General features: G+C 47.8%; 26 protein-coding genes. 2 read left to right on the forward strand and 24 right to left on the reverse strand.

The features are described from left to right. Nucleotides 1-41: 41 nt before the first annotated feature. The 9 genes from mtaB to lepA form a co-directional block, all read right to left on the reverse strand. A complete protein-coding gene (gene mtaB, locus DVG79_RS09165; protein WP_114596437.1) occupies nt 42-1,376 on the reverse strand; it encodes a tRNA (N(6)-L-threonylcarbamoyladenosine(37)-C(2))-methylthiotransferase MtaB in 1,335 nt (444 codons plus the stop codon). 5 nt (nt 1,377-1,381) lie between these two features. After that, complete coding sequence (locus DVG79_RS09170; RefSeq protein ID WP_114596438.1) at nt 1,382-2,128, reverse strand: 16S rRNA (uracil(1498)-N(3))-methyltransferase; 747 nt, start codon at nt 2,126-2,128, stop codon at nt 1,382-1,384. A 4-nt stretch (nt 2,129-2,132) separates the two neighbouring features. Further along, nucleotides 2,133-3,080, reverse strand: a complete 948-nt coding sequence (prmA, locus tag DVG79_RS09175) for a 50S ribosomal protein L11 methyltransferase (protein ID WP_114596439.1) — start codon at nt 3,078-3,080, stop codon at nt 2,133-2,135. A 23-nt stretch (nt 3,081-3,103) separates the two neighbouring features. After that, nucleotides 3,104-4,210, reverse strand: coding sequence for a molecular chaperone DnaJ (gene dnaJ / locus DVG79_RS09180; RefSeq protein ID WP_012369687.1), 1,107 nt, complete (start codon nt 4,208-4,210; stop codon nt 3,104-3,106). Between the two features lie 133 nt (nt 4,211-4,343). Beyond that, nucleotides 4,344-6,170: a molecular chaperone DnaK gene (gene dnaK, locus DVG79_RS09185; protein ID WP_012369686.1), complete on the reverse strand. Its 1,827-nt coding sequence runs from the start codon at nt 6,168-6,170 to the stop codon at nt 4,344-4,346. Between the two features lie 55 nt (nt 6,171-6,225). Next, a complete protein-coding gene (grpE, locus tag DVG79_RS09190) occupies nt 6,226-6,792 on the reverse strand; it encodes a nucleotide exchange factor GrpE (protein WP_114596440.1) in 567 nt (188 codons plus the stop codon). 24 nt (nt 6,793-6,816) lie between these two features. Beyond that, nucleotides 6,817-7,854: a heat-inducible transcriptional repressor HrcA gene (gene hrcA / locus DVG79_RS09195; RefSeq protein ID WP_026829021.1), complete on the reverse strand. Its 1,038-nt coding sequence runs from the start codon at nt 7,852-7,854 to the stop codon at nt 6,817-6,819. A gap of 317 nt (nt 7,855-8,171) precedes the next feature. Next, a complete protein-coding gene (gene hemW / locus DVG79_RS09200) occupies nt 8,172-9,320 on the reverse strand; it encodes a radical SAM family heme chaperone HemW (RefSeq protein ID WP_114596441.1) in 1,149 nt (382 codons plus the stop codon). A 67-nt stretch (nt 9,321-9,387) separates the two neighbouring features. Further along, nucleotides 9,388-11,211: a translation elongation factor 4 gene (lepA, locus tag DVG79_RS09205; protein ID WP_114596442.1), complete on the reverse strand. Its 1,824-nt coding sequence runs from the start codon at nt 11,209-11,211 to the stop codon at nt 9,388-9,390. 233 nt (nt 11,212-11,444) lie between these two features. Between lepA and rpsT the strand changes: the two genes are divergently transcribed. Further along, on the forward strand, nt 11,445-11,705 hold the full coding sequence (gene rpsT, locus DVG79_RS09210) for a 30S ribosomal protein S20 (protein WP_012369681.1): 261 nt from the start codon (nt 11,445-11,447) through the stop codon (nt 11,703-11,705). Nucleotides 11,706-11,816: 111 nt separating this feature from the next. Here rpsT and DVG79_RS09215 read toward each other — a convergent pair whose 3' ends face one another. Beyond that, complete coding sequence (locus tag DVG79_RS09215; protein ID WP_114596443.1) at nt 11,817-12,248, reverse strand: GNAT family N-acetyltransferase; 432 nt, start codon at nt 12,246-12,248, stop codon at nt 11,817-11,819. Between the two features lie 12 nt (nt 12,249-12,260). Next, on the reverse strand, nt 12,261-13,262 hold the full coding sequence (holA, locus tag DVG79_RS09220) for a DNA polymerase III subunit delta (protein WP_114596444.1): 1,002 nt from the start codon (nt 13,260-13,262) through the stop codon (nt 12,261-12,263). Nucleotides 13,263-13,364: 102 nt separating this feature from the next. Here holA and DVG79_RS09225 point away from each other — a divergent pair, with 102 nt between their 5' ends. Continuing rightward, nucleotides 13,365-13,526, forward strand: a complete 162-nt coding sequence (locus DVG79_RS09225; protein WP_012369678.1) for a YqzM family protein — start codon at nt 13,365-13,367, stop codon at nt 13,524-13,526. A 35-nt stretch (nt 13,527-13,561) separates the two neighbouring features. On the opposite strand, the gene DVG79_RS09230 is transcribed toward DVG79_RS09225, so the two are convergent. The 13 genes from DVG79_RS09230 to DVG79_RS09290 form a co-directional block, all read right to left on the reverse strand. Next, nucleotides 13,562-15,643 carry a DNA internalization-related competence protein ComEC/Rec2 gene (locus DVG79_RS09230; RefSeq protein WP_233494565.1) on the reverse strand — a complete coding sequence of 694 codons (2,082 nt, stop codon included), beginning with the start codon at nt 15,641-15,643 and terminating at the stop codon, nt 13,562-13,564. A 77-nt stretch (nt 15,644-15,720) separates the two neighbouring features. After that, complete coding sequence (locus DVG79_RS09235; protein ID WP_114596446.1) at nt 15,721-16,338, reverse strand: helix-hairpin-helix domain-containing protein; 618 nt, start codon at nt 16,336-16,338, stop codon at nt 15,721-15,723. Nucleotides 16,339-16,527: 189 nt separating this feature from the next. Next, nucleotides 16,528-17,256: a class I SAM-dependent DNA methyltransferase gene (locus tag DVG79_RS09240; protein ID WP_114596447.1), complete on the reverse strand. Its 729-nt coding sequence runs from the start codon at nt 17,254-17,256 to the stop codon at nt 16,528-16,530. Beyond that, on the reverse strand, nt 17,256-17,603 hold the full coding sequence (rsfS, locus tag DVG79_RS09245; protein ID WP_012369674.1) for a ribosome silencing factor: 348 nt from the start codon (nt 17,601-17,603) through the stop codon (nt 17,256-17,258). The genes DVG79_RS09240 and rsfS overlap by 1 nt, the downstream gene beginning before the upstream one ends. After that, complete coding sequence (gene yqeK, locus DVG79_RS09250) at nt 17,600-18,175, reverse strand: bis(5'-nucleosyl)-tetraphosphatase (symmetrical) YqeK (protein WP_114596448.1); 576 nt, start codon at nt 18,173-18,175, stop codon at nt 17,600-17,602. The genes rsfS and yqeK overlap by 4 nt, the downstream gene beginning before the upstream one ends. Beyond that, nucleotides 18,165-18,734, reverse strand: coding sequence for a nicotinate-nucleotide adenylyltransferase (gene nadD / locus DVG79_RS09255; RefSeq protein WP_114596449.1), 570 nt, complete (start codon nt 18,732-18,734; stop codon nt 18,165-18,167). Before nadD ends, yqeK begins: the two co-directional genes overlap by 11 nt. Next, on the reverse strand, nt 18,731-19,024 hold the full coding sequence (yhbY, locus tag DVG79_RS09260) for a ribosome assembly RNA-binding protein YhbY (RefSeq protein ID WP_012369671.1): 294 nt from the start codon (nt 19,022-19,024) through the stop codon (nt 18,731-18,733). Before yhbY ends, nadD begins: the two co-directional genes overlap by 4 nt. 1 nt (nt 19,025) lies before the next feature. Next, nucleotides 19,026-19,811, reverse strand: coding sequence for a shikimate dehydrogenase (aroE, locus tag DVG79_RS09265; RefSeq protein ID WP_114596450.1), 786 nt, complete (start codon nt 19,809-19,811; stop codon nt 19,026-19,028). Then, nucleotides 19,811-20,917 carry a ribosome biogenesis GTPase YqeH gene (gene yqeH / locus DVG79_RS09270; RefSeq protein WP_026829033.1) on the reverse strand — a complete coding sequence of 369 codons (1,107 nt, stop codon included), beginning with the start codon at nt 20,915-20,917 and terminating at the stop codon, nt 19,811-19,813. Before yqeH ends, aroE begins: the two co-directional genes overlap by 1 nt. A gap of 140 nt (nt 20,918-21,057) precedes the next feature. After that, nucleotides 21,058-21,642 (reverse strand): YqeG family HAD IIIA-type phosphatase, encoded by a 585-nt coding sequence (locus DVG79_RS09275; protein WP_026829034.1) that lies wholly within the window; start codon nt 21,640-21,642, stop codon nt 21,058-21,060. A gap of 151 nt (nt 21,643-21,793) precedes the next feature. Further along, on the reverse strand, nt 21,794-23,143 hold the full coding sequence (locus DVG79_RS09280) for an ArsB/NhaD family transporter (protein ID WP_114596451.1): 1,350 nt from the start codon (nt 23,141-23,143) through the stop codon (nt 21,794-21,796). 56 nt (nt 23,144-23,199) lie between these two features. Then, nucleotides 23,200-23,979, reverse strand: a complete 780-nt coding sequence (locus tag DVG79_RS09285) for a phosphatidylserine decarboxylase (protein ID WP_114596452.1) — start codon at nt 23,977-23,979, stop codon at nt 23,200-23,202. Then, complete coding sequence (locus DVG79_RS09290) at nt 23,972-24,463, reverse strand: thioredoxin family protein (protein ID WP_114596453.1); 492 nt, start codon at nt 24,461-24,463, stop codon at nt 23,972-23,974. The genes DVG79_RS09285 and DVG79_RS09290 overlap by 8 nt, the downstream gene beginning before the upstream one ends. Nucleotides 24,464-24,474: the final 11 nt, after the last annotated feature.

Consider the following 24,474-nt stretch of genomic DNA (forward strand, 5'->3'; position numbering starts at 1 on the left):
AAACAAAATTCGCCTTCCTGTAATCAGAAGGCGAATTCCTTTTAGATGGCTTGCTCTTTTAACGTCTCCATGACGCGAACGAATTGCCCATCGTTCATCGGGTAACCTGCTTTTATGATTTTGACGCGAACGAGTTGACCAATCAAAGATTCGTCTCCTTCAATCGCGACACGTAAGTAATTATCTGTATAACCGACGAGACGGCCACCTGCTTCTTCCGAAAATTCTTCCGGTATGATTTCAAGCAGTTCTCCTTCATACTTCGATGCATATTCTTTTGCCAGCTGATCCGACAAGGCAATCAAGCGGGCGACACGTTGTTCTTTGATGTGCTCCTCCACCTGATCGTCCATCATCGCAGCTGGTGTCCCCGTCCGTTTGGAATACGGGAAAACATGCAGTTCACTGAACTTATGGTCGTTGATGAAGTTAAACGTCTCCATGAACTCTTCTTCCGTCTCTCCCGGGAAACCGACGATGACGTCAGACGTGATTGCACAATCCGGTAAAACTTCTTTTAAACGCGTGATCCGTTCACCGAACTCCGCCATCGTATACTTCCGGCGCATCCGGCGCAAGACGGTATCCGATGCCGATTGAATCGGAACATGGAGATGGCGGACGACGATTGGCGAATCTTTAAGAACGTCGAGCACTTCATCCGTGATTTGACTTGCTTCAATCGACGAAATCCGAAGCCGTTCGAGACCTGCCACGGACTCGAGCGCTTTTAACAATTTCGCCAAATTGTAGTCTTTTAAGTCTTCTCCGTAACCGCCTGTATGAATACCGGTCAGGACAATTTCTTTGTATCCTGCGTCGACAAGCTGTTGCGCCTGCTTGAGGACATCTTCCGGTTGACGCGAACGCATCAGACCGCGTGCCCAGGGAATGATACAAAACGTGCAGAAGTTGTTGCATCCTTCTTGAATTTTCAAGGAAGCCCGTGTCCGGTCAGTAAAGGCCGGCACGTCGAGTTCTTCGTACACTTTCGCTTTCATGATATTACCGACGGCATTGATCGGCATCCGTTCTTCCCGGAACTGTTCAATATAACCGATCATCTTATGGCGGTCCTGTGTTCCGACGACGACATCGACTCCTGGAATCGCCATGATTTCAGCCGGTGACGTCTGCGCATAACACCCGGTGACACAGATGACGCTGTCCGGATTTTGACGGATCGCCCGTCGAATGACTTGCCGGCTCTTTTTATCGCCCGTATTCGTTACTGTACATGTATTGACGACGTAGACGTCGGCATGATCTGCAAAGTCGACACGTCCATATCCCGCATCCTTGAACAGTTGCCAGACGGCTTCTGTCTCGTAATGATTGACTTTACAACCAAGCGTTTGAAAGGCTACCGTTGCCATTTCACTCACCCTTTCAATTCAAAATGATACGATACGGCGGACAGGACATAGAGTGGTGCCGTTTCCGTCCGTAAAATCCGTCGTCCGAGTGATGCCGGCACGAAACCGCCGGCGGTTAACCGCGATACTTCTGTTTCCGTCAGTCCACCTTCCGGACCAATCACAACCAACAAGGAGTCCCCGGACTGAAGCCGGGACAGCGTAGAAGCGAAGGCAGCCGCCTCCCCTTCTTTCGCCGATTCTTCATAAGCGATCAAACACGCGGTATAGTCAGCAGCACGTTGTAGGACTTCATCATACGTCACATACTCAATCGTCGGCAAGTGTGCCCGGTACGATTGTTCCGCTGCTTCTTTACTGATTTTTTGGAGGCGTTCCAGTTTTTTCGGAATTTTTTTAGCATCCCATTTCGAGACCGAACGGGCCGATTCGAACACAAGCAGACGGCTGATCCCAAGCTCCGTCGCTTTTTGGGCAACGAGTTCTACTTTATCCCCTTTTGGTAAGGCATAAGCAATCGTCACGTGAATAGGAAGTTCCGTCTCAATCGGCAATTCTTCAAGCATTTCTGCGACGGCAGTTTGCTTATCAAGTTGCTCGAGTCGGCAACGGAACAGTCCTGTGCCGTCTAACACTAAAATTTCATCCCCGACATCCATCCGCATGACATTTTTCATATGATGCGCGTCGTCTTTTGACAGGGTAAAGGTATTTCCTGCACGTGCGGTCTGATCGACGAAATATCGTTGCATCGGCTTAAGCCTCACGTTTCGCGATAATGGCGACCCAGTCCTCAAGCTTCGTCGTCTCGACGATAGTAAATCCGGCGGCTACCATTGCGTCACGCACCATGTCTTTTTTCTGACCGATGATGCCCGATGCGATGAAGTGACCGCCCGGCAAAGTCAGTTCATAGGCATCGTTGACGAACAGCAAGATGACTTCGGCTAAGATGTTCGCGACGATCAACTCAACCGGTTCTTTCAGTTCTTTCATTAAATCGCCCTGGCAGACCGTCACTTGCTGACTGACCTGGTTCAATGCCACATTGTCCGTCGCGGAACGAACAGCGACTTCATCCAAATCAAGGGCAAAGACGTCTTTTGCTCCGAGTTTAGCTGCTGCAATCGCCAGCACACCGGAACCGGTTCCGACATCGACGACACGATCATTTTCTTGAAGATAGTTTTCGATTGCCTGGATACAGAGAACTGTCGTCGGATGTGTTCCGGTTCCGAATGCCATCCCAGGATCGAGTTCGATGATTTTTTCATCCGGTTGCGGTGTGTAGTCTTCCCACATCGGTACAACCGTTAAATGACGGCTGATTTTAACCGGTTTATAAAACTGCTTCCACGAATGGGCCCAGTCTTCCTCATCGACTTGTGTCAGCGTGACAGTTCCTGCACCAATCGTCAGACCGAATTTCGTCAGCATCTGAATGTCGCGTTCGATTCCTTTGATCGTATCCGTCAAATCACTGCTTTCCGCAAGATATGCTTTGACGAGTACACCGCTGTCCGGATATTCATCGCGCTTCTTCTCATCCCAAATCTCACCGAAGTTATCTTCACGGTGTGACATCATCTCGAAATCTTCGACGTCCTCGATGACGACACCGCTTGCTCCCGCCTCATGTAAGATGTTCGAGACTGCTTCGATTGCTTCTTGTGTCGTATGGACACAGACTTCCGACCATTTCATTTCCTGTCACGCTCCTTTAGTGATCACCCTGTAAAGAATGTTTTGATGCGGCTGAATACGCCTTCGTGTTGTTCTTCGACACCTTTTTCATCACTGATTTCGTTGAACTCACGAAGCAGTTCTTTTTGACGGTCCGTCAGATTTTTTGGTGTGATGATGACGACATTGACATACTGATCCCCGTGATGGCCTGAACGGACGTTTGGCATCCCTTTGCCACGCAGACGGAACCGTGAACCGGTTTGTGTACCGGCCGGAATTTTCAAGCTGACTTTCCCGTGAACAGTCGGTACTTCGATTTCATCTCCAAGCGTCGCTTGTGCGAACGTGAGCGGCATATCCATGACAATATGGTCATCAACGCGTTCAAATAATTCATGTTCCCGAACACGGACGACGACATACAGATCACCGAATGGTCCGCCGTTCACACCGGCTTCCCCTTTACCTGCTAGACGAATCTGTTGACCATTGTCGATCCCGGCTGGAATCTTGACGCGGACATCTTTATTTTTACGGACACGACCGGCTCCGCGGCATGTTTCACATGGTTCTTTGACGATTTGTCCACGACCGTGGCATGTCGAACACGTCGTTTGATTGACGACACGTCCAAACATCGTATTTTGCTCGACATTGATGTGTCCTGATCCACCACAACGTTTACATGTTTCCGGATGTGTTCCCGGTTTAGCACCTGAACCGTGACACGTTCCGCAGTCTTCTTCGACTGGAATCGTAATGACTTTCTCGACACCAGAGAAAGCTTCCATGAAGTCGATTTCTTCGACATATTGTAAATCCTGCCCTTTACGCGGGGCATTCGGATCTTGACGGCGTCCGCCACCGAAGAACATATCAAAGATGTCGCCGAACCCTTCTGCTCCACCAAAGCCACCGCCGCCTTGCGATGGATCCTGGTGACCAAACTGGTCGTAACGGGCACGTTGATTGTCGTCTGACAAGACTTCATAGGCTTCCGACAACTCTTTGAATTTTTGATCGGCATCCGCCTCTTTATTGACATCCGGATGGTAGGTCCGGGCAAGTTTCCGGTAAGCTCGTTTAATCTCTGCTGCTGAGGCATCGCGCGCGACGCCTAACACTTCATAATAATCGCGTTTTTCCACGTGCATTCTTCCTCTCTTTAGGTCCGATTCATTTCATACTGTTTGATTTTACCGAACTTCAGGCGACATGGAAAGAGCCAAAGCGCGGATTACGCTTTGGCTCTCTCTAGCGCCCGAAAAATCGGTCGGTTACTTATTTGTTGTCTTTGTCGTCGACTTCTTCAAATTCAGCGTCCATGACATTGTCATCTTGTCCGCCTGCTTGCGCACCTTCAGCGCCCGCTTGTTGTTGAGCCATGTTTTCGTAGACTTTTTGTGTCAATTCTTGAACAACCGTTGACAATTCGTCTTTTGCAGAACGAATCGCTTCGACGTCTGTTCCTGCGAGTGCAGTTGTGACTTTTTCTTTTGCCGCTTCAGCTTTTTCTTTATCTGCTGCGTCAATTTGCTCGCCAAGATCTTTGACTGCTTTATCTGTTGCGAAGACGAGTTGATCCGCTTCGTTGCGAAGTTCTACTTCTTCTTTACGTTTGTTATCAGCATCTGCGTTTGCTTCTGCATCTTTGACCATTTGGTCGATGTCCGCTTCAGTCAAGCCGCTTGATGATTGGATTGTAATCGATTGTTCTTTGTTCGTACCAAGATCTTTCGCTGATACGTTAACGATTCCGTTTGCATCGATATCGAATTTAACTTCGATTTGCGGCACACCGCGTTGTGCTGGCGGAATGTCCGTCAATTGGAAACGACCAAGCGTTTTGTTGTCTGACGCCATTGGACGTTCACCTTGAAGAACATGAATGTCAACGGCTGGTTGGTTGTCAGCAGCAGTTGAGAAGACTTGTGATTTCGAAGTCGGGATCGTCGTGTTACGGTCGATCAGTTTCGTCATCACGCTACCCATTGTTTCGATTCCGAGTGAGAGTGGTGTGACGTCGAGAAGGACAACGTCTTTGACGTCCCCTGTTAATACGCCACCTTGAACAGCTGCTCCGAGGGCAACGACTTCATCCGGGTTAACCCCTTTGAACGATTCTTTGCCTGTGAAGTCTTGAACAGCTTTTTGAACCGCAGGGATACGTGTTGATCCACCAACGAGGATGATTTTGTCAATTTTGTCCGGTGTCATGCCAGCATCGCTGAGGGCACGACGTGTTGGTGCCATCGTCCGTTCTACGAGATCAGCTGTCAAATCGTCGAACTTCGCACGTGACAATGTCATTTCAAGGTGAAGTGGACCTGCTGCGCCGGCCGTGATGAACGGAAGACTGATTTGTGTCGAAGAGACACCTGAGAGATCTTTCTTCGCTTTTTCAGCAGCGTCTTTCAAACGTTGAAGCGCCATTTTATCTTGGGCAAGATCGATGCCGTTGTCTTTTTTGAATTCTGCAACCAAGTGATCGATGATTTTTTGGTCAAAGTCATCTCCACCAAGACGGCTGTCACCGGCAGTTGAAACTACTTCGAAAACACCATCTCCGAGTTCGAGAATCGAAACGTCGAATGTACCGCCACCTAAGTCATAGATGAGGATTGTGTGGTCTTCGCCTTTTTCAAGACCGTAAGCAAGTGCTGCTGCCGTCGGCTCGTTGATGATCCGTTTGACGTCAAGACCAGCGATTGTTCCTGCATCTTTTGTTGCTTGGCGTTCTGCATCGTTGAAGTAAGCAGGAACCGTGATGACCGCTTCCGTTACTTTTTCACCGAGGTAGTCTTCTGCTTGTGCTTTCAATTTTTGAAGAATGATCGCAGATACTTCTTGTGGTGTGTAGTCTTTGCCTTCGACTTCCACTTTATAGTCTGTACCCATGTGACGTTTGATCGACATGATTGTGTTCGGGTTTGTGATAGCTTGACGTTTTGCGACTTCTCCGACTTGACGCTCGCCGTTTTTGAAAGCAACGACAGATGGTGTCGTACGGTTTCCTTCAGCGTTTGCGATAACGACAGGCTCTCCGCCTTCCATTACTGCGACACATGAGTTTGTTGTTCCTAAGTCAATACCAATGATTTTTGCCATGATAAATTCCTCACCTTCGAATAGTTAGTAGTGTTAAATCAGATCGAAACGTAAATTATTCTGCGACTTTGACCATACTTGGACGAATGACACGATCGTGTAATTTGTATCCTTTTTGGAATTCCGCTGTGACGACACCTGATTCATGTTCTTCACTCGGCTCCTGAACGACTGCCTGGTGCAGGTTCGGATCAAAGGCTTCCCCGACTGCAGGAATCTCGATGACGCCTTCGTTTTGAAGTGTTTCCACTAATTGACGTTTGACCATCTCAACACCGGCAAGAACAGACTGTGTTTCTTCGTTGTCCGATTCAATCTGCAACGCACGGTCAAGATTATCGACTAATGGGAGTAACTTTTCGACGATGGTCTGAGACGAGTACTTTGCACGGTTTTCGGCTTCAATCCGGTTCCGACGTTTGAAGTTGTCGAAATCCGCACGGAGGCGTAATTCTGATGCTTTCGCTTCTGCGAGTTGTGCTTCGAAGTCGGGTGCCGCCGGTTCTTCAACGAGATCCGCCTGGACGACCTCTTCTTCTGTTACTTCAACTGTTTCTGCTTCTGTTTGTTGCTCGGTTGTTTCGTCAGTATTGAGGTTTTGATTCTGCTTATTTTCTTCCACTCTGAATCGAGCCCCTTTCTATATTCAATCCAAGTTGTTTTTACGCAACTCGGTTTGGAATGCTTGTAAAAGATGAATGATCGAATTGATGCCTCGATTATAATCCATCCGTTTCGGCCCAATCAGGGCGAGTGTACCGAGTGAGACGCCGTCAACGGAGTAATGGGCACGAATCACACTGCAGTCTTTTAAGGCATCGACGTTATTTTCGCTGCCGATTGTAATCAAAATCTGATTATCAAGACTCGGACTCAAGAAATCGAACAAGGCTTCCTGTTGCTCGATCAACTCGAGGACCGGACGCAGTTTCGCGACATCCTGAAACTCAGGTTGATCAAACATGTTCGCTTTCCCCCCCAGATAAATCAAAGGGCGTTCCTCATGCTGATCCGTCAAGACGATATCGAGTGCTTTTGACAGCAGGGTCGTCTGCTCCGAATGTTCGGAACGGAACCGTCTGATTTCTTCGAGCAGACGGAGACGCAATTGACTGAGCGGCGTTCCGCGTAACGTTTGGTTCAACCGTTCCATCAGGCGGCTTGCCGCCTCACGTGAGAGGGCTTCCGCGAGCTGAAGTGTCTTATGTTCGACGTGACCGGTTTCTGTCACGAGAACGATAACGACACGTCCTTCCGCTAAGGGAATCAGTTCTAAATGATGGAGACGTTGTCCTTCTTCTTTTGGACCTAATACAAGCGTCGTATAATGTGTCAATTCGCTCAACAAGTCCGCTGTATGTCGGATCAACCGATCATTTTCATTCACGGAATGGGCAAATAACGATTTTAACGCTTTTGCCTCTTGCGGTGAGATGCTTTCCGGACGAATCAGATGATCGACATAAAATCGATATCCAAGCTCGGATGGAATTCGGCCGGCAGAAGTATGCGGCTTTTCAATCAATCCCATTTCTTCGAGGTCCGCCATCTCATTTCGAATGGTCGCGGAACTGAACGTCACGTCACTCCGTTTCGAGAGCGTCCGTGAGCCGACGGGTTGAGCGGTTTTGATATAATCATCGACGATTGCACGTAAAATCAACAATTGGCGATCCGTCAGCACCTTCTTCACCACCTTATTTTGTTAGCACTCACTTTTAACGAGTGCTAATTACATCTTTACTATAAGGAATCCTGGAAATGATGTCAACCAATTTGCTGAACCCTTTGAAGACTTTCCCATTCTGCGATACAGTGAAACAAACGACGCAAAGGATGAGGTCTATGCTCGAACTGTTTGCCATGGCCGGTGTATTCGTTTGGGTGTTCATCGCGATCATCGGAACGACCGCCTATTTTTTACGAAAACCGAAAAAATAAAACGGCGTCCACATACTTTCGTATGGACGCCGTTTTCATTCGTACGGTCTTACTGTTCTGTTACCCTTCGATTTCCGCTTCTCCGATGAACTCGGCAAATACTTCGTTTGCGAGCGGTACACCCGCGTCCGTTAAACGGAGATGGGTCGTCGTCCGCTCGACGAGTCCGCGCGGCAACAGTTTCCCGATCGTCTGTCCGAACACTTGATCAAGCGAATGCCCGTATTTTTCTTCAAAGTGTCGTTCCGACACCCCTTCTTTCATTCGTAACCCGAGAAACATCTCTTCTTCCATCCGTTCGACTTCCGTCAACGGCGTCTCATTGCGGACCGGTAAACCCTCCGCTTTGATATAGTGCGGAATCGGTGCGATGTTCGCCCGCCGTGTTTTGTTGATGTAACTGTGTGAGCCGGCACCAAATCCGTAATATTCATCGTTTTCCCAGTAGACCCGGTTATGCCGGCTTTCCCGACCCGGTAAGGAAAAGTTTGAAATCTCATATTGATGCAAACCGCCGGCTTCAATCGTTTCAATCATTAAGCGGTACATATCCGCTTCTAAATCCTGTGTCGGTAACGGCAACTTCCCTTTTCGTTCCTGAATCGCAAAAACAGTATGCGGCTCAAGAATCAACGAATACGACGAGATATGGGTGATCGGTAAACGTAACGCCCGTTCGACATCGTATTTGACCTGGTCGAGCGTTTGATTCGGCAAACCAAACATCAAGTCAACCGAAATGTTGTCAAACCGTTTTGCAGCATGATCGAGCGTCTCGGCGACTTTGGCTTCCCGGTGCGTCCGGCCGATCCGCTCGAGTAATCCGTCGTCAAACGACTGGACCCCAAAGCTGACTCGATTGACGCCGCCCGCTTTCATGATGTCGAGTTTTTCCGGTGAGACGCCGTCCGGATTCGATTCGACCGTATATTCGAGTCCTGCGTCCGTCAGCGGGAGAAGATGCTTCGCGATGATATCCATCAGACGTTGCATCTGACCTTCGTTTAAAGCGGTCGGTGTGCCTCCACCGATAAAGATTGTTTCGAGCCGATCGGTCGGATACTGCTGTAACGTCAGTTCGATTTCCCGTTCTAACGCATCGAGATATTCAGCGACCGGCTGATTTTTTAAAAAGACTTTATTAAAGTCACAGTAATAACAAATATGCTCACAAAACGGAATGTGGACATATGCGGCGCGTGGAGTCATTTCGCCTCATCCTTTCTTCACTTAAACAGAAAAAGGGTGCGCCAGAAACGCCCCCTTTGTGTCTTCCTTAATCTTCATCCATCGACAGAACCGACATGAAGGCTTCTTGCGGTACCTCTACCGAGCCTACCATCTTCATGCGTTTCTTACCTTCTTTTTGCTTCTCGAGCAATTTACGTTTACGCGAGATGTCTCCTCCGTAACACTTGGCGAGAACGTTTTTCCGTAACGCTTTGATTGTCGAACGGGCGACAATCTTCGTTCCGACGGCCGCTTGAATCGGTACTTCGAACTGCATCCGCGGAATGAGTGCTTTTAATTTATCAACGATGACTTTCCCACGTTCGTACGCAAAATCACGGTGAACGATGAAACTCAAGGCATCGACGTTTTCATTGTTGAGTAAGATATCCATCTTAACAAGACGCGATTGCTGATAGCCGATTAATTCATAATCCAGCGACGCATATCCTTTTGTGCTTGATTTCAACTGATCAAAGAAATCATAGACGATTTCCGATAACGGGAGTTCATACGTGATTTTAACACGTGCCGTATCGATGTATTCCATATCGATGAACGTCCCGCGTTTCTTTTGACAGAGCTCCATGATGGCACCGACATAGTCGTTTGGCGTCATAACGGCTGCTTTAACGTACGGCTCTTCGATGAACTCGACTTTTTGTTGTTCCGGCATCTTCGACGGGTTATCGACATGAAGTACTTCTCCGGCCGTCGTCGTCACATGATAGATAACCGATGGGGCCGTCGTGATCATATCGATGTTGAATTCGCGTTCGATCCGTTCCTGAATGATTTCCATGTGAAGCATACCAAGGAATCCGCAACGGAAACCGAATCCGAGTGCCTGTGATGTTTCCGGCTCGAATTCAAGTGCGGCGTCACTCAATTGAAGACGTTCGAGCGCTTCACGTAAATCATTATAGCGTGCTGCATCAATCGGATACAGACCGCAGTATACCATCGGGTTCATCTTCCGGTATCCTGGTAAAGCTTCTGTCGCCGGCTGTTTCGCCAAGGTAATCGTATCCCCAACGCGAACATCACCAACTGTTTTAATCGAAGCCGATAACGTACCGACATCTCCTACCGTCAATTCTTTTTGGCGGAGCGGTTTCGGTGTCGAGACCGCGAGTTCCAAGACTTCAAAGTCTTTTCCGGTCGACATCATCCGAATCTTGTCACCGACTTTAACCGTCCCGTTGACAACACGAATCGACGCAACGACACCACGGTAGGCATCATAATACGAATCGAAAATCAACGCTTCGAGCGGTGCTTCCGGATCACCCGTCGGTGCCGGAACTTTCGCAACGATTTGCTCAAGGATTTCTTCAATCCCGATACCGGCTTTCGCGGATGTCGGAACCGCTTCAGAAGCATCCAGTCCAATTACGTCTTCAATCTCTTGACGAACACGTTCGACGTCTGCTGAAGGCAAATCAATCTTATTGATGATCGGCAAGATTTCCAAGTCGTTATCCAGTGCCAAATACACGTTAGCCAGTGTTTGTGCTTCGATGCCTTGCGCCGCATCAACGACGAGGACAGCTCCTTCACAAGCTGCGAGGGAACGGGAAACTTCGTATGTGAAGTCGACGTGTCCCGGTGTATCAATCAGATGGAGGATATATTCCTCACCATCTTTTGCCGTATACTTCAATTGAACAGCATTCAACTTAATGGTAATCCCACGTTCACGTTCCAAGTCCATCGCATCCAGTGTCTGATCTTTCATCTCACGTGATGTCAAAGCACCTGTTTTTTCTAAAATACGGTCAGCAAGTGTCGATTTCCCGTGGTCGATATGGGCGATGATAGAGAAATTACGAATACTTTTTTGCCGCTTTAAACGATCTGCATTATTCATGTTTATAGTCACCTTACCTTATAGTCAAACGTACATACGCTTCATTATACCAAAAATCACACGGGGTGCACCATCTCGTTTTGTTTTCCAAAAAAACAAAAATCGAAAGAAACCCTAGAGCTGTTATTGCTTTTAAGAAAAACGTTTGCTACAATTGTGTTTGTTCTGTTGAACGATAAATGCAGATATGCGAATATAAATCTCGAATGAGTTTTCTTGGAGGTGAATCATCCATGGCTAACATTAAATCAGCAATCAAGCGTGTTAAAACAGCTGAAAAACGCCGCGTCGCTAACGTACAACGTAAATCGTCTATGCGTTCAGCTATCAAAGCAGTCGAAACTTTCGCTACTGAAGGCAACAAAGAGCAAGCGCTCGTAGCTTTCAACACAGCATCTAAGAAAATCGACAAAGCTGCTGCTAAAGGTCTTATCCACAGCAACAAAGCTGGTCGTGACAAATCACGTCTCGCTCGTCTCGTAAACGCACTTTAATTCTTCTTTGAAGGATACAGTGATCGATCACCTCTCGGAGCCCGCTCCGGTGGTGATTTTTTTGCATCTAAAAACCATCTGACTGTCTTGTCAGATGGTTTTTCTTTTTTCTCAGAAACGATCTACCATGACATGATGCGGACCGATTCCTTCAATTTCGAATGACTCGCTTGCAACCGTCAAACCTAATCGTTCGTAAAAAGGAACGGCATTGAGTCGGGCGTTACACCACCAACCGTCTGCATCTTTTGCTTTCAGTCGGTTTCGTGCCTCTTCTAACAATGCTTTGCCATATCCTTCTCCACGGACAGCAGGACTCGATGCCATTCCGCGTAATTGATAGGTCAATTCCGGATACACCTCATGAGGACGATTGGAGAAAGTACCGATAGCTACAATCCGCCCGTCTTTGACGGCTCCTAAATGAAAAGTGGACTCGAGATCATCGTCCGGATAGACACACATTTCAATCGGCTGGTTGGGACGTAATACTTCTTTTCGAAGTGGAATGACCTCTGTTGCTGAAATGATTCGAATCTCCATCTGCTCTGCCTCCTATAATGTAGCGAGCCGGACAATCAGGGCATCAAACAATATCCGCTTGTCCCCTCGGCCTGTCTTCATACCCTCGTCTGTCGTCGTGATTGCGACCAATGCCTGTTCGAGCTGCGCGAACGTAAATCGTTTACCAGCCTGTAGGGCGAGTTTGATTGCATATGGATGTGCCCCGACTTTGGACGCGATTTGCCGTTCCCCGTACCCTTGTTCCGCCAGACGTTTGGACAGCAGCATCATCCGGTACTGTCGTGCCATCAATCCAAGTAACGCCAACACTTCCTGTCCCTGCTTTTCGAGATCACGAATCAATCGAATCGCCGGTTCAAGTTGACGTTTCATCAGATAATCCGTCAGTTGGAACACATTATCCTCTAACGTCCGCGGCACAAGTAAATTAACATCTTCCAGTTCAATCGTTGGATGATCTCCGGCATAGAGCATGAGTTTATCCAGTTCACGTGTCAGTGTCGCCCACATCTCACCCGTCAGGAAAATCAATCGTTCGATGGCAGGGCGTTCCATCCGGTATCCTTTGTCGTTGACAGCATCCATCACGAAACGAAACAGTTCTTCCGTCGTCGGTTTTTTTGCTTCGAGTATGACAGCCCGGTCTTTTAACCGTTTGACAATCGTTTTTCGCTCATCCAGTTTTTCCGCCTCGACAATCAAAACGACAACCGCGTAATCCGCAGGTTGGACGATGTATTCAGTCAACCGCTCTACGTTATGTGTTTTCTTGTCCTTTGCACCGGTCAAAAAAGTAGCCGGTTTAGCGATGACGACACGGTAATCACTTAAAAAAGGGACCGTTTCCGCTTCATCGAGTACCGCATCGAGCGGTTGATCGTTTAAATCAATCTTCATGTAATCAAAGCGTTCGCCGTCCGGCAATGCGGCTTTAACGATTTCACGTTCCCATTCTTCCAAAAGATGTCGTTCCGTTCCATATAATAAATAAAGGTTCGCCAGTTTTCCGTTGACAAGCCAAGGTGTTTTCATCTTCCCCACCACATTTCACAGTTTGTTCTTAACTTCATCATAGATAATCCTCTTTTATTCCGCTATACTAGAAGCGGAATCTATTTTTAGGGGGAATGCAGCATGGCACATTCAGTACGTCCACCAAGTGAGAATGCGTTTGAAAACGACATTCAGTCAAAACGTAATGACGCGCTTGACTCAGCGGTCGGTTTTGGCGCATCGTTCGGTTTTTTCGCAGTCTTGTTCATCATTGGCGTCGTCATTAAATTCTTAAGCCTATAATCAGTAAAACAGCAACCTTGGGGGGTTGCTGTTTTTTATTTTAGCATAGGTTCACAGCCTGTTGCAGAACAAGTTATCATTCCCGATTGATCGGTCCGCATGACATCCCGATTCCTCGTCCGCTCCAATACTTCTGCATGAGGATGACCATACCGGTTATTTCGTCCTGCTGAAATGATGACCAGTTCCGGATCCGTTTTCTGCAAAAGCTGTTCTCCAGTTGACGTTTTTGAACCGTGATGCCCCGCTTTTAAAATGTCGACTTTGGGGACGGACCATGTTTCCTCTTGATCGATACTCGCATCTCCCGTCAATAAGACACGTTTCCCGGCAACGTCAGCAAGTAAGACGACCGACCGGTCATTTTCTTCTTCCTCGTTCGCTGCAGGAGCCACTACCTTGAGCCAGGGACGAATCCGTTGTCCTGAGCGAATGTATTCAATGCGGGTTCCGGTCGCTTCAATCTGTTCGATCAACGCGTGCCGTTTCGGATCTTGATTGTCGAACTGTCCCATATAAATCGTATCAACTTGAATTTTTCGCAAGACCCCCGGCAACCCGCCGATATGATCATGGTCCGCATGCGTGACGACCAGCCCTTCAATCCGCGTTTCTCCCCGCGTATGTAAAAACGGGGCTACGATTTGCCCTCCCGGATCAAACGGACGTAACGGAGGGCGAATTGATAAGGAAAATGCTCCCCCTGTATCAATGACAAACGTTTCTCCTGCTTTTTCGATGATGGTGCTGTCTCCCTGTCCGACGTCAAGAAAGGTGATTCGTTCCGGCGTTTGCTGATCCATATAAAGACTCGCTACGAGCAGCCCGATCAGCGGGACCAGATGACCGAACCATTTGCGCTCAGCCAACCACCAGCCTGTGAGGACCACTCCTGTCACAATCAGAAACACAGGAAGCGAAAAAAGATGAACCGCAACGGTTGGGACGGGGAGTTTCTCCGCCCACGTCAATGCTTGATCCAAAAAAGAAGTAGCCTGACCATGCAGACCGATCAGATTATCAGACGACGGAATCAGCACAGTTGCACTGACCAGGAAAGACAGCGGGAGAATCACCCACTCAATCCATCCCCCGACAATCAAATTCAACAGCGGGGACCAAAAGGAAACTTCTGTCTGTTGGGCCAATTGCAGGACTAGACTTGTCATGATTTGCGCCCAAAAGCTAATCAGCAACCAGTTCCAGGGACGTTTGATCGTTTCCCACATCCTGCGGGACAGTAATAAAAAGATCGTCAATCCGACGGTCAGTTGAAATCCAACATCGTACAGATACGTATACGAGACTGCCAATTGAAATGCCCCGATTGTACCGCTGACCACCAAGGGATCCGGTCGCCGGTTGATCCGGTGACAAAACAGTAGTACCATGGCAACACACACTGCACGTGTGACCGGAGCACTCCACTCCGTCAACCATCCATACAACGGCAGGGTCATTAATAGAAATTCAAATCTCCGTTCCCGTGTCAACCGCAGTTTTTTTAAAAGCCATAACATCGTCACAATTAAAAAGGCGATATGTGAACCGGAAATAACAATCGCATGAAGCAAACCGAACTTTTTGAAACGTTCCATCGTCGTCTGATCCATCAAACGATCTTCCCCTAATACTAAGGCTTCCACGTACAAGGCTTGTTTGAGCGGAAGTTGCTCAATCCGCGTCATCCACTGCTGACGAATACGGCGTCCATTCGCCCCAAGTCCCGGTGTCTCAGTACATCCCCCCCACGTTACGACCTCATATTTCCCTCGTAACTGCTCGATTCGCATCCAACGGGCTTCATCAAAACCGCCCAGATTCACTCGAGGCAATACCGGCCGTTCCTCCAACTCGACTTCACACCGTTGTCCGATTCGCTCATAGTCGATGTCTGTTTTTTCATCTAACGTGGCGGCGACAACGATTTGCTGATTTTTGGATTCGGCGAGATAACGGATTCTGTCGCCATTCTGCTTCGCGTCCAGAATATCGATGACCTGAATCGGTTTAATCAGCTGTTCTGTCGTCATACTCATTAAAAATACAATCGTCAGTCCAACGAGGGAGAAAGCAGAGTACTTCGACATCGACCAGGATTTCAGTACAAGAATCATCGAACAAACCGCGACCAGCCACAGAGATTCTTTTAAAGCGATGAGTCCGATCATAAAAAACAAAGGCAACAGCGGCATCAGTAGACGATGAGATAAGCTTTCAGATTTTCCAACGTCTTCGGTCCAAACCCTTTCACATCGCCAAGATTCTCATATGTTGCAAAGCCGCCCTTTTCTTCTCGGTATTGTAAAATCGCATCGGCCTTTGCAGGACCGATTCCCGGTACTTCCAACAGTTGTTCTTCCGTCGCTGCGTTTAAATCAACTAATCCTTTTGGCACTTTCGCTTGTTCAGACCTTTCGGGCACTGCCTTCTTTGATGACTTGGTCTTTTTCCTGGTCGGAACAATCACTTCCTGACCGTCAATTAAACGTGCTGCTAGATTAAGTTGTTTGATGTCCGCTTCCGCCGTCACTTCCGCTCGTTTAATGGCATCTTGAACGCGATCACCGAGTCGGAAACTGTATGGACCGGGCCGCTTGACCGCCCCTTTGATATCAACCATGATTTTTTTCCGGATCAGCGTCTGATCCGACGACTGCTCTTCTGCCCGTGCTTCCTGTTCCCGCTCGACGACGGCCGGTTTTTCAACCAATGCTTCGTTGGAACATGAAGGCAGCGGAACGAATAAGACAACAATCAGTAAGAGAACAACCGCCAGCGTCGCTACCTGTTGCAAGCGTGGAATCGTCATCCATATCCCTCCTGTTTTCTCGACTGTATCAGTCTTCCCGCTGCTTATGAACAGGACTAATCTTCATTTTCCGGTGACGCGCCTCTCCTGACCGCCTGTATTCTTCCCTTTGATTAAATCATCCATCGGTTCAACAGAAAACAACATCAAAAAAACCATCAACATGATTTCTGTTGATGGTTGGATACTTTATATTTTTTCAGCAACGAAAAAAATACGTTCGGCTGTTTCAGTCGGTGCATCGGATGTAAAATCACCGGTTACGGCACATACACGAAAACCTGCTTCGCGCAACCAAGTGATATATTGTTCCGGCGGATACGTCCGTTGATGATGTGTCTCATCGACACGATCGTACCGGCCGTCCTCGCCTTCAATAAAGAAGGTCAGTTCATGGACAACCGATAACGGTTCTTCACCGGGATCCGCGAACCAGATATACGAACTTTGCTCGGCATGGGTGGCGTATGTTTTCCCGTTAAATAATGTCTCCATTTTATAAGGGGAATGAACATCAAACAACAACTTTCCACCGTCCGTCAACAAACGTGCTGCACTGTCGAACGTCTGTTTGACATCTGCTTCCGTCTGCAAGTAATTCAAGGAATCACATAAAATCGTTATCGCATCCACCGGTTCCGGCAATTCCAGTTCCCGCATGTCCTGTACCCAAAAATCAACGTGCCGATTGGTCTCCATTGCTTTTTCTTGGGCAATTTCAAGCATCTCTTCCGATAAGTCGACACCGGTGACTTCATAATGGTCAGCCAGTAACAAGGTTGCCGTTCCGGTTCCGCAACCGATATCCGCAATTCGCTTGCCGGGCTCGACCTGTTCAAGTACCCACGCGACCCATTCGGGATACGGGACGTCTTGCATCAGTTCGTCATAGACATACGCAAACTGTTCGTACGCCATTAGTCAATCTCGACTTCGACTTTAGGAGCATCTGCCCATAGCTTCTCAAGGTTGTAGTAATCACGGTCATCACGGTGGAAGACATGAACGACAACGTTCTCAAGATCTGCGAGGACCCAGCGTGCCGCGTCCATTCCTTCTAGTCGTTTGATCGGTAATTCATTTTTGTGCGCGACTTCTTTCACTTCACGCGCGATGGCTTGCACTTGTTTTTCCGAGTTCCCTTCACAAATTACGAAGTAATCCGCGATCGGTGAAATGCTCGACATGTCGAGTACGACGATGTCCTCGGCACGCTTATCATCAATTGCATTTACGATTAATTTTAATTCTTGTTCGACTGTCATAGGACGGTCCCCTTTCGTTTTTCCGGCACGAACGCATTATACGTCTCAATCGTCAACGGAAAAATCACTGTTTGTTTTTTGCATAAAAATGAAATCGTCTGAACAAGTGTCGCTATGACAGCTTGCGTCAAATCTTCCTGCGCGATTTGCCGAAGCTGTTCGACACCCGGATAATGACGATTCGGTTCAATCGCATCTGCGACAAAAATGACTTGATCGAGCAGCGGCATGTTCGGAGCACCCGTCGTATGGTTGGCGATGGCTTGATAAATATCAGCGTCTTCCACCCCGAGTTCTCGCTTGACGAGCTCTGCCCCGACCGGTGCATGCAATAATTCTTCATCATAATTGAGTAATTCATCCAGTCCAAGTTCCACTGCTACACGTTGCATCTCGGACACATTCCGATATTTCGCATAATCGTGCAGCATGGCTGCCAAAGCAGCCTTGTCTTCTTGAACTCCGTATTGTCGTGCCATTTGAATGGCGGTCTCGACGACACCGAGTGTATGGATGTAGCGTTTTTCAGGCAATGTTTCCTTAATGATTCGTTTCGCTTCTTCAAGTCGCATAGAGGTTCCACTCCTCGATTAATTGTCGGACCGGTTCCGGAACGAGATAACGAATACTGCGTCCTCTCGCCACCCGTTGCCGGATATCGGTCGAAGAGACTTCAAGCAACGGCATATCGACTGCTGTGACACGCGCACCTTCCGGAATCAGATAACGACTGCCCGGACGTGCGACTGCCCCGAACTCGATTTCCTTGTACAACTCTTCCGACCGGTGCCATGTCCCTAAACTGACTAATGAATCCGCACCAATCAGGAAAAAGAATGCATGCTCGGGATAACGTCTCTTCAGTTCCCGGATTGTATCAAACGTGTACGATTTCGTTTCCCGTTCGAACTCAATCTCGGAGACTGAAAAATCCTGATTGTCCCGGACGGCTGCTCGGACAAGTTCCAGCCGTTTCGCCGCACTCGTCACGGTCGATTGTTTGTGCGGAGGCAGTTTTGCCGGCAAAAACCAGACCGCATCCAGTTGAAGTTGCTCTTTCGCTTGTTCGGCAATCAGCAGATGACCGATATGGGGTGGATCAAACGTTCCGCCCATCAAACCGATCTTCATCGCGGTAATTGAAGTGTCTTATTCTCTTTCGATTCCTTGTAGAGAACGATGACTTTTCCGATGACTTGAACGAGTTCGGCATTCGTTCCGTCAACGAGCTCAGCCGCGACATCTTTCGGAGCGTCAGCACAGTTTTGAAGCACTTGTACTTTCAAAAGTTCACGTTTTTCGAGTGCATCCATCAAGTCTGCACACATCGCTTCACCAACACCGTTTTTTCCGACTTGGAAAATCGGGCTTAAGTCGTGAGCCGTTGCGCGTAAATACCGTTTTTGTTTACCTGTTAACATATTATGATTCCTCCAATTGCTTTCTAATCACCTGCTCGCCGAGAGCGATGTCAGGTTTATGACCGGTGAAGCGTTCAAATGCTTCAGCCGCTTGTAGTACAAACATTAAAACACCATCAAGTGTATCAAGCCCGTTTGCGGTCGCTTCCCGCAAAAGACGGGTCGGGGTCGGTCGATAAATAATATCACAAATCAAAGCCGCCGTCGCTGTCAATTCAATCGGCGTCTGATCAATCGCGGGCGCCATTCCGACAGAAGTCGTATTGATGACGACATCATATGGCGTCAAATCCAGAGTGCTTGACCACGGAACAGCAGATTGTCCGAATTCAGCAGCCACCTGTTCAGCCGTCTGATTCGTCCGGTTCATGACAGTAACATGACCGGGAAGCATCGGAATAATTCCGCGGGCTGCTCCGCCTGCTCCAATCACTAAACTGTTTTTCGCATTCGTTCGTGTCGCAAGGGCACGGGCAAATCCGGTTCCGTCCGTATTGGCACCGACCAGTTCCTCCCCGTCCCAGTAGACGGTATTGACGGCACCGGCGCGGGCTGCTGCCGGCTCCAGACGATCAAGAAAAGGAATGATGGCCGACTTATGTGGAATCGTCACATTGATTCCATCAAACTGCCGTTTTCTTACCTTCTGAACGAACGCTTCCAGCCCGTCCCCTTCGACATCTAACGTGGTATAACAACCGAAAAGCCCAGCCGCTTTCAGCCATGTTTCGTGCAACATGGGTGAAAGTGAATGGGCAATCGGATGACCGATGACAGCAAATTGCATCAGACAAGCGCCTCACGTAATGAGACAGCAACACCTTTTGGTGCATAGGCAGCAACTCGTCCGCCTTTTCCGTGAACTGCCACCCAACCGAGTCCACTGAAAACGATATCCGTTTTCATGTTGTCGCGTAGACTGAACTCGTGTCGAACGAGCGGCGGAAGCATCTCAAGCGTCTTCTCATTCGGCGGTGATAACAATTCTCCGTTATGATTCGCATACAGATCGTCTGCTTTATCGAGCTTCGTCCGGTGTACTTTCAAATCATTTGACATATAGATGACGAATGACCGTTTGTTGCCTTCCATGTAGTCAAGACGAGCCAGACCACCGAAGAACAATGTTTGTTGTGGATGAATTTGGAACACTTGCGGTTTGATTTCTTTTTTCGGCGTAATCAATTTCAAGTCTCTTGCATCCACGTAATGTGCCATTTGGTGATGATTGATGATCCCTGGTGTATCGTACAGATTACAGTTATCGTCCAGCGGAATGTCAATTAAATCAAGTGTCGTTCCCGGGAAGTGACTGACTGTGATGACCGCCTCTTCTTCTTCCCCGAATCGTTTAATGACTTGGTTAATCAATGTCGATTTACCGACGTTCGTACAGCCGACGACGTAAACGTCGCGTCCTTTGCGGTAATAATCGATTTTCTCTGCCAGTTCATCCACACCGTGTCCTTTTTTCGCACTGATCAGATGGACGTCGACCGGACGTAAGCCCAGCTCTTTTGATGTTTGGCGCATCCAGTTCATCAGACGGTTCGGATTAAGTGATTTCGGTAGCAAGTCGGCTTTGTTTCCGACGAGCAAAACATCATTTTTTCCGACGAAACGGTGTAATCCAGGTAACCAACTTCCATTGAAATCAAAGATATCAACGATCTTAACGACTAATGCATCTTTTTGACCGATTCCATCTAAGATTTTGACAAAATCATCGTCCGTTAATGCGACGTCTTGAATTTGGTTGTAATGCTTCAGTTTAAAACAACGTTGGCAAATGACCATTTCCCGGTCAAGTGCAGATTTAGGCGCATAACCAGGTGCTTTCGGATCCTCTGTCTGGATCGCGACACCACAGCCTGCGCAATTGATTTCTTCCATGTGTGTGTTGAGCCGCATCGGGACTTTCCCTTCTCTATTCAACGTAGCGCCCTGCACGCCACTCCAAGAGCGTAACTTCCGACCTTTTGCCGTACATGTTGCGACTGCTGCCTATCCTTTCATCTACCGGTATGACAGGGTCATTGTTGCTTATCTTGACGAAGCGTCTCAATCGGGTGTTTTAACGCTGCCGGATCTTCTTTGACACGTTGCGTCAATTTGTAGATGCCTTTACGTTTCATCCGACGGAAAATCAACCGTTCCATCAAGCGATTAAATTTTGTGACGACACCGTCTGTCTTGACGACGGGCTGAACGTGGATGACTTCGATACCTACTGAATTTGCGCCTAACACATCGGTAAACAATTGATCTCCAAGGAAGACAACTTCCTTCGCGTGATAACCAAATTCTGTCAACGCACGTTTGAAACCAATCGGTAAAGGTTTACGGGCCGGTGCAATATAATGTAAGCCAAGTGGATCCGCAAATTTCTTGACTCGATCGCCGTTATTATTCGAGACGATGATGACGTCAAATCCGTATTGGTTATTCACCATGTCGAGCCATGACACCAATTCGTCTGGAGCATCGGCAATATTCCAAGCAACAAGTGTATTATCAAGATCCGTCAAAATTGCTTTGACACCGTTTCGTTTTAACATCTCTAAGTCGATATCATAAATCGACGCCACAAAATGTTTTGGATAAAGTCGTTTAAACAAGAATAAAACCTCCAGATAATGGTCTAGCTCTATAGTTAAGTTTAAGAAACAGTTATGTTCTTATCGTTCGATTATAGCACAATCCATTTGATAGAGCGACGACCAAAAGAAAACGGAAGAGCACAGGTCTCTTCCGTTTCAAAAATTCTCTTCAATAATAGCGGATCCATAAATAGAGTTGCGACAAAATGAGTGTCACGATCGTAATCGGGGCCCCGTAAAGTAAGAATCGTCCGTAGGTGAACTTCTCCCCTTGACGCGTCGCTAGTCCCGCAACGATCACATTGGCAGATGCACCAATCAATGTTCCGTTCCCCCCGAGACATGCTCCGAGCGACAAAGACCACCACAGGACGTCGACTTGCGGGCTGTCCGGCGACAAACCGATTCCTGTCGCCACATCGTTGATCAACGGAATCATCGTCGCGACGAAGGGAATATTATCAATCGTTGCACTGGCAATACCGGATAACCAAAGAACAGCAGTTGCTGTCGTTTGGATGTCTCCGCCTGTCAATGTAATCGTTTTTTCTGCCAAGAAGCGGATGACGCCCACTTCCTGAATTCCACCTACCAGAATAAATAGTCCGGCGAAGAAAAAGATCGTCGTCCATTCCACTCGGGCGAATACTTCTTCCAATTGGTGGTTATTTTCAATCGTCAGCAGCATTAAGACAGTCGCTCCAAGGATTGCGATGGCCGGGGCTTCCAAATGAAGCCCGATTCGACTCAGTAACGGATGAATAACGAACAACGCAATCGTACTTATCAGGACGATACTACTGCGCGTGACTAATTTACGGCTGACGATGTAGCTGTTTTCGTCGATTTCCATTAATTTTTGTTGATTTTCCGGTTCCACGTGTAAGTGTTTACGGAAAATCAGATACAAAATACCGATCGTCACGACTGTAATCAACACAATCACAGGTGCGAGATTCAATAAAAAGGCATTGAACGTCAAGTGCGGATTAGCGGCTCCAATCATGATGTTCGGAGGGTCACCGATCAACGTGGCCGTTCCACCGATGTTGGCAAACAGGACTTCCGCCAGTAAAAACGGAAACGGCTTGATTTTTAAGACCTTCGTAATCGAAAACGTAATCGGAACAATCAACAGGACCGTCGTGACATTGTCTAAAAAGGCAGAACCGAGTGCCGTCAATCCGGACAATAAAATCAAGATTTTCACCGGATCTCCCTTTGTTTTTTTAGCCGCCCGAATAGCAATGTATTCAAACAATCCCGATTGATTGGCAATCGTCACTAAAATCATCATCCCGATCAATAAGACGATTGTTCCCCACTCAACGTATTCAAACAAGGCGGATTCCAACCGGACAATCCCGAATATCACCATTGCCAATGCACCTAACAAGGCGACAATCGCCCGGCTGATTTTTTCACTGATGATGAATGCATAGGTCACTAAAAAAATGAATAAGGCCCCGTAAATTTGAAGTGATGAACCCGATGCCCCCGTAAACATTAAAACCTGCATGACAATTTCCTCCTAAGCATGACGAAACGCTCCCTTCGTAACGGGAGCGTCTCCATTCATGAATTCCAATAACCGATGCGTTGCCCCATCAAAACCGGACCTTTAATATTCGCTTCTAGTGTGATGGCATCTTTCGGGCAAATCAAGACGACCGTTGAACCGAACGAGAAATAGCCGAACTCGTCACCCCGTCTGACTTCTCGATTTTGATTCGTTTGGACGATGGTATTCACGTTCAAGGCACCGACCATGACATGTTCAATTGCATGTTCACCATGTGTGATACGTGTGACCCGACGGTAGTTCCGTGTCAACGGTCGTTTTCCATAGGAAAGACCTAAATCGTTGACCGGTGCCGAATCACGTCCGAGCGTGTAACTTGTCCGGATTGTCCCGTCAACCGGTACATGGACACGATGGTAATTTTGCGGACTGAGGTAAAAAATCAATACCTGACCGCCGATGTAATTTTGAGCCTCGTGATGCGAGCCGAGCAGCTCGGACACCGAATACGTCTGTCCTTTGACGGTAAAACGGCTGTCTTCCGTCAAATCCTCGACAACGGATAAAACGCCATCACACGGGCTGACGACAGCCTGTTCTGAATTGTCAACCGGACGAACCGTTTCTTTTAAGTTTCGAACGAACAATTGATGGAGCGTCTTATATGATGCAAGGGGCTGATCGGCCTCTTGCATTTGTAAATCATACATTTTGACGAACGGTTGGATCAGCGGTCGGCTGACCGGGCTCATCGCAAAGCGGCGCAGTTGTTTCGCGACGGTTGGATGACCGTTCAGTTCAAACAGTTGTGTAAAAAACCATTTTTTAATCATTTAAATCACCTGACGATTCTTCTTCAGAATTTTTAACCGCTTTACCGGCAAAAAATTCTTTATAGGCGTCTTCTGTCTGCTCACCGGATACCCGGCTGACTTCTTTTCCGTCTTTGAAATGAACGACGGTTGGTGTCCCTTCGATGGCAAACGTATCCCAAGCCGACTGTTCAACTGCCAGATCAATTTGTTCAAATGGAATGTCCTGTTTCTCACCGAGCGGTACTAAATACGGCTTTACTTTCTCACAGTGTACGCATCCCGTCTGATAAAAATACGTGTAAAATTCATCGCCGGATTTCAGCTTATCCGCCACTTGACTGGCCGTTAAATTGCCGTTTTTCGATGCAGAATCCTCTCGATCCATAAACAGTAACATCGTCGCCCCGATTAAGACGATCAGCGCGATCACACCAGCTGTAATCCAGTTGGCTTTCGATTGCGGTTTTTTTGTTGGTTTTACACGGTTAGATTTCTTTGACACAGTATCCCTCC

The organism is Exiguobacterium sp. RIT594 (assembly GCF_003339585.1).
GTDB lineage: Bacteria > Bacillota > Bacilli > Exiguobacteriales > Exiguobacteriaceae > Exiguobacterium_A.

What these genes read in the sequence shown, in the direction of transcription:
- mtaB (WP_114596437.1), bottom strand. Translation starts at nt 1,376, where the DNA reads ATGGCAACGGTAGCCTTTCAAACGCTTGGTTGTAAAGTCAATCATTAC.
- DVG79_RS09170 (WP_114596438.1), bottom strand. Translation starts at nt 2,128, where the DNA reads ATGCAACGATATTTCGTCGATCAGACCGCACGTGCAGGAAATACCTTT.
- prmA (WP_114596439.1), bottom strand. Translation starts at nt 3,080, where the DNA reads ATGAAATGGTCGGAAGTCTGTGTCCATACGACACAAGAAGCAATCGAA.
- dnaK (WP_012369686.1), bottom strand. Translation starts at nt 6,170, where the DNA reads ATGGCAAAAATCATTGGTATTGACTTAGGAACAACAAACTCATGTGTC.
- hemW (WP_114596441.1), bottom strand. Translation starts at nt 9,320, where the DNA reads ATGACTCCACGCGCCGCATATGTCCACATTCCGTTTTGTGAGCATATT.
- lepA (WP_114596442.1), bottom strand. Translation starts at nt 11,211, where the DNA reads ATGAATAATGCAGATCGTTTAAAGCGGCAAAAAAGTATTCGTAATTTC.
- rpsT (WP_012369681.1), top strand. Translation starts at nt 11,445, where the DNA reads ATGGCTAACATTAAATCAGCAATCAAGCGTGTTAAAACAGCTGAAAAA.
- DVG79_RS09215 (WP_114596443.1), bottom strand. Translation starts at nt 12,248, where the DNA reads ATGGAGATTCGAATCATTTCAGCAACAGAGGTCATTCCACTTCGAAAA.
- holA (WP_114596444.1), bottom strand. Translation starts at nt 13,262, where the DNA reads ATGAAAACACCTTGGCTTGTCAACGGAAAACTGGCGAACCTTTATTTA.
- DVG79_RS09225 (WP_012369678.1), top strand. Translation starts at nt 13,365, where the DNA reads ATGGCACATTCAGTACGTCCACCAAGTGAGAATGCGTTTGAAAACGAC.
- DVG79_RS09230 (WP_233494565.1), bottom strand. Translation starts at nt 15,643, where the DNA reads ATGATTCTTGTACTGAAATCCTGGTCGATGTCGAAGTACTCTGCTTTC.
- DVG79_RS09235 (WP_114596446.1), bottom strand. Translation starts at nt 16,338, where the DNA reads ATGACGATTCCACGCTTGCAACAGGTAGCGACGCTGGCGGTTGTTCTC.
- DVG79_RS09240 (WP_114596447.1), bottom strand. Translation starts at nt 17,256, where the DNA reads ATGGCGTACGAACAGTTTGCGTATGTCTATGACGAACTGATGCAAGAC.
- rsfS (WP_012369674.1), bottom strand. Translation starts at nt 17,603, where the DNA reads ATGACAGTCGAACAAGAATTAAAATTAATCGTAAATGCAATTGATGAT.
- yqeK (WP_114596448.1), bottom strand. Translation starts at nt 18,175, where the DNA reads ATGCGACTTGAAGAAGCGAAACGAATCATTAAGGAAACATTGCCTGAA.
- nadD (WP_114596449.1), bottom strand. Translation starts at nt 18,734, where the DNA reads ATGAAGATCGGTTTGATGGGCGGAACGTTTGATCCACCCCATATCGGT.
- yhbY (WP_012369671.1), bottom strand. Translation starts at nt 19,024, where the DNA reads ATGTTAACAGGTAAACAAAAACGGTATTTACGCGCAACGGCTCACGAC.
- aroE (WP_114596450.1), bottom strand. Translation starts at nt 19,811, where the DNA reads ATGCAATTTGCTGTCATCGGTCATCCGATTGCCCATTCACTTTCACCC.
- yqeH (WP_026829033.1), bottom strand. Translation starts at nt 20,917, where the DNA reads ATGGAAGAAATCAATTGCGCAGGCTGTGGTGTCGCGATCCAGACAGAG.
- DVG79_RS09280 (WP_114596451.1), bottom strand. Translation starts at nt 23,143, where the DNA reads ATGCAGGTTTTAATGTTTACGGGGGCATCGGGTTCATCACTTCAAATT.
- DVG79_RS09285 (WP_114596452.1), bottom strand. Translation starts at nt 23,979, where the DNA reads ATGATTAAAAAATGGTTTTTTACACAACTGTTTGAACTGAACGGTCAT.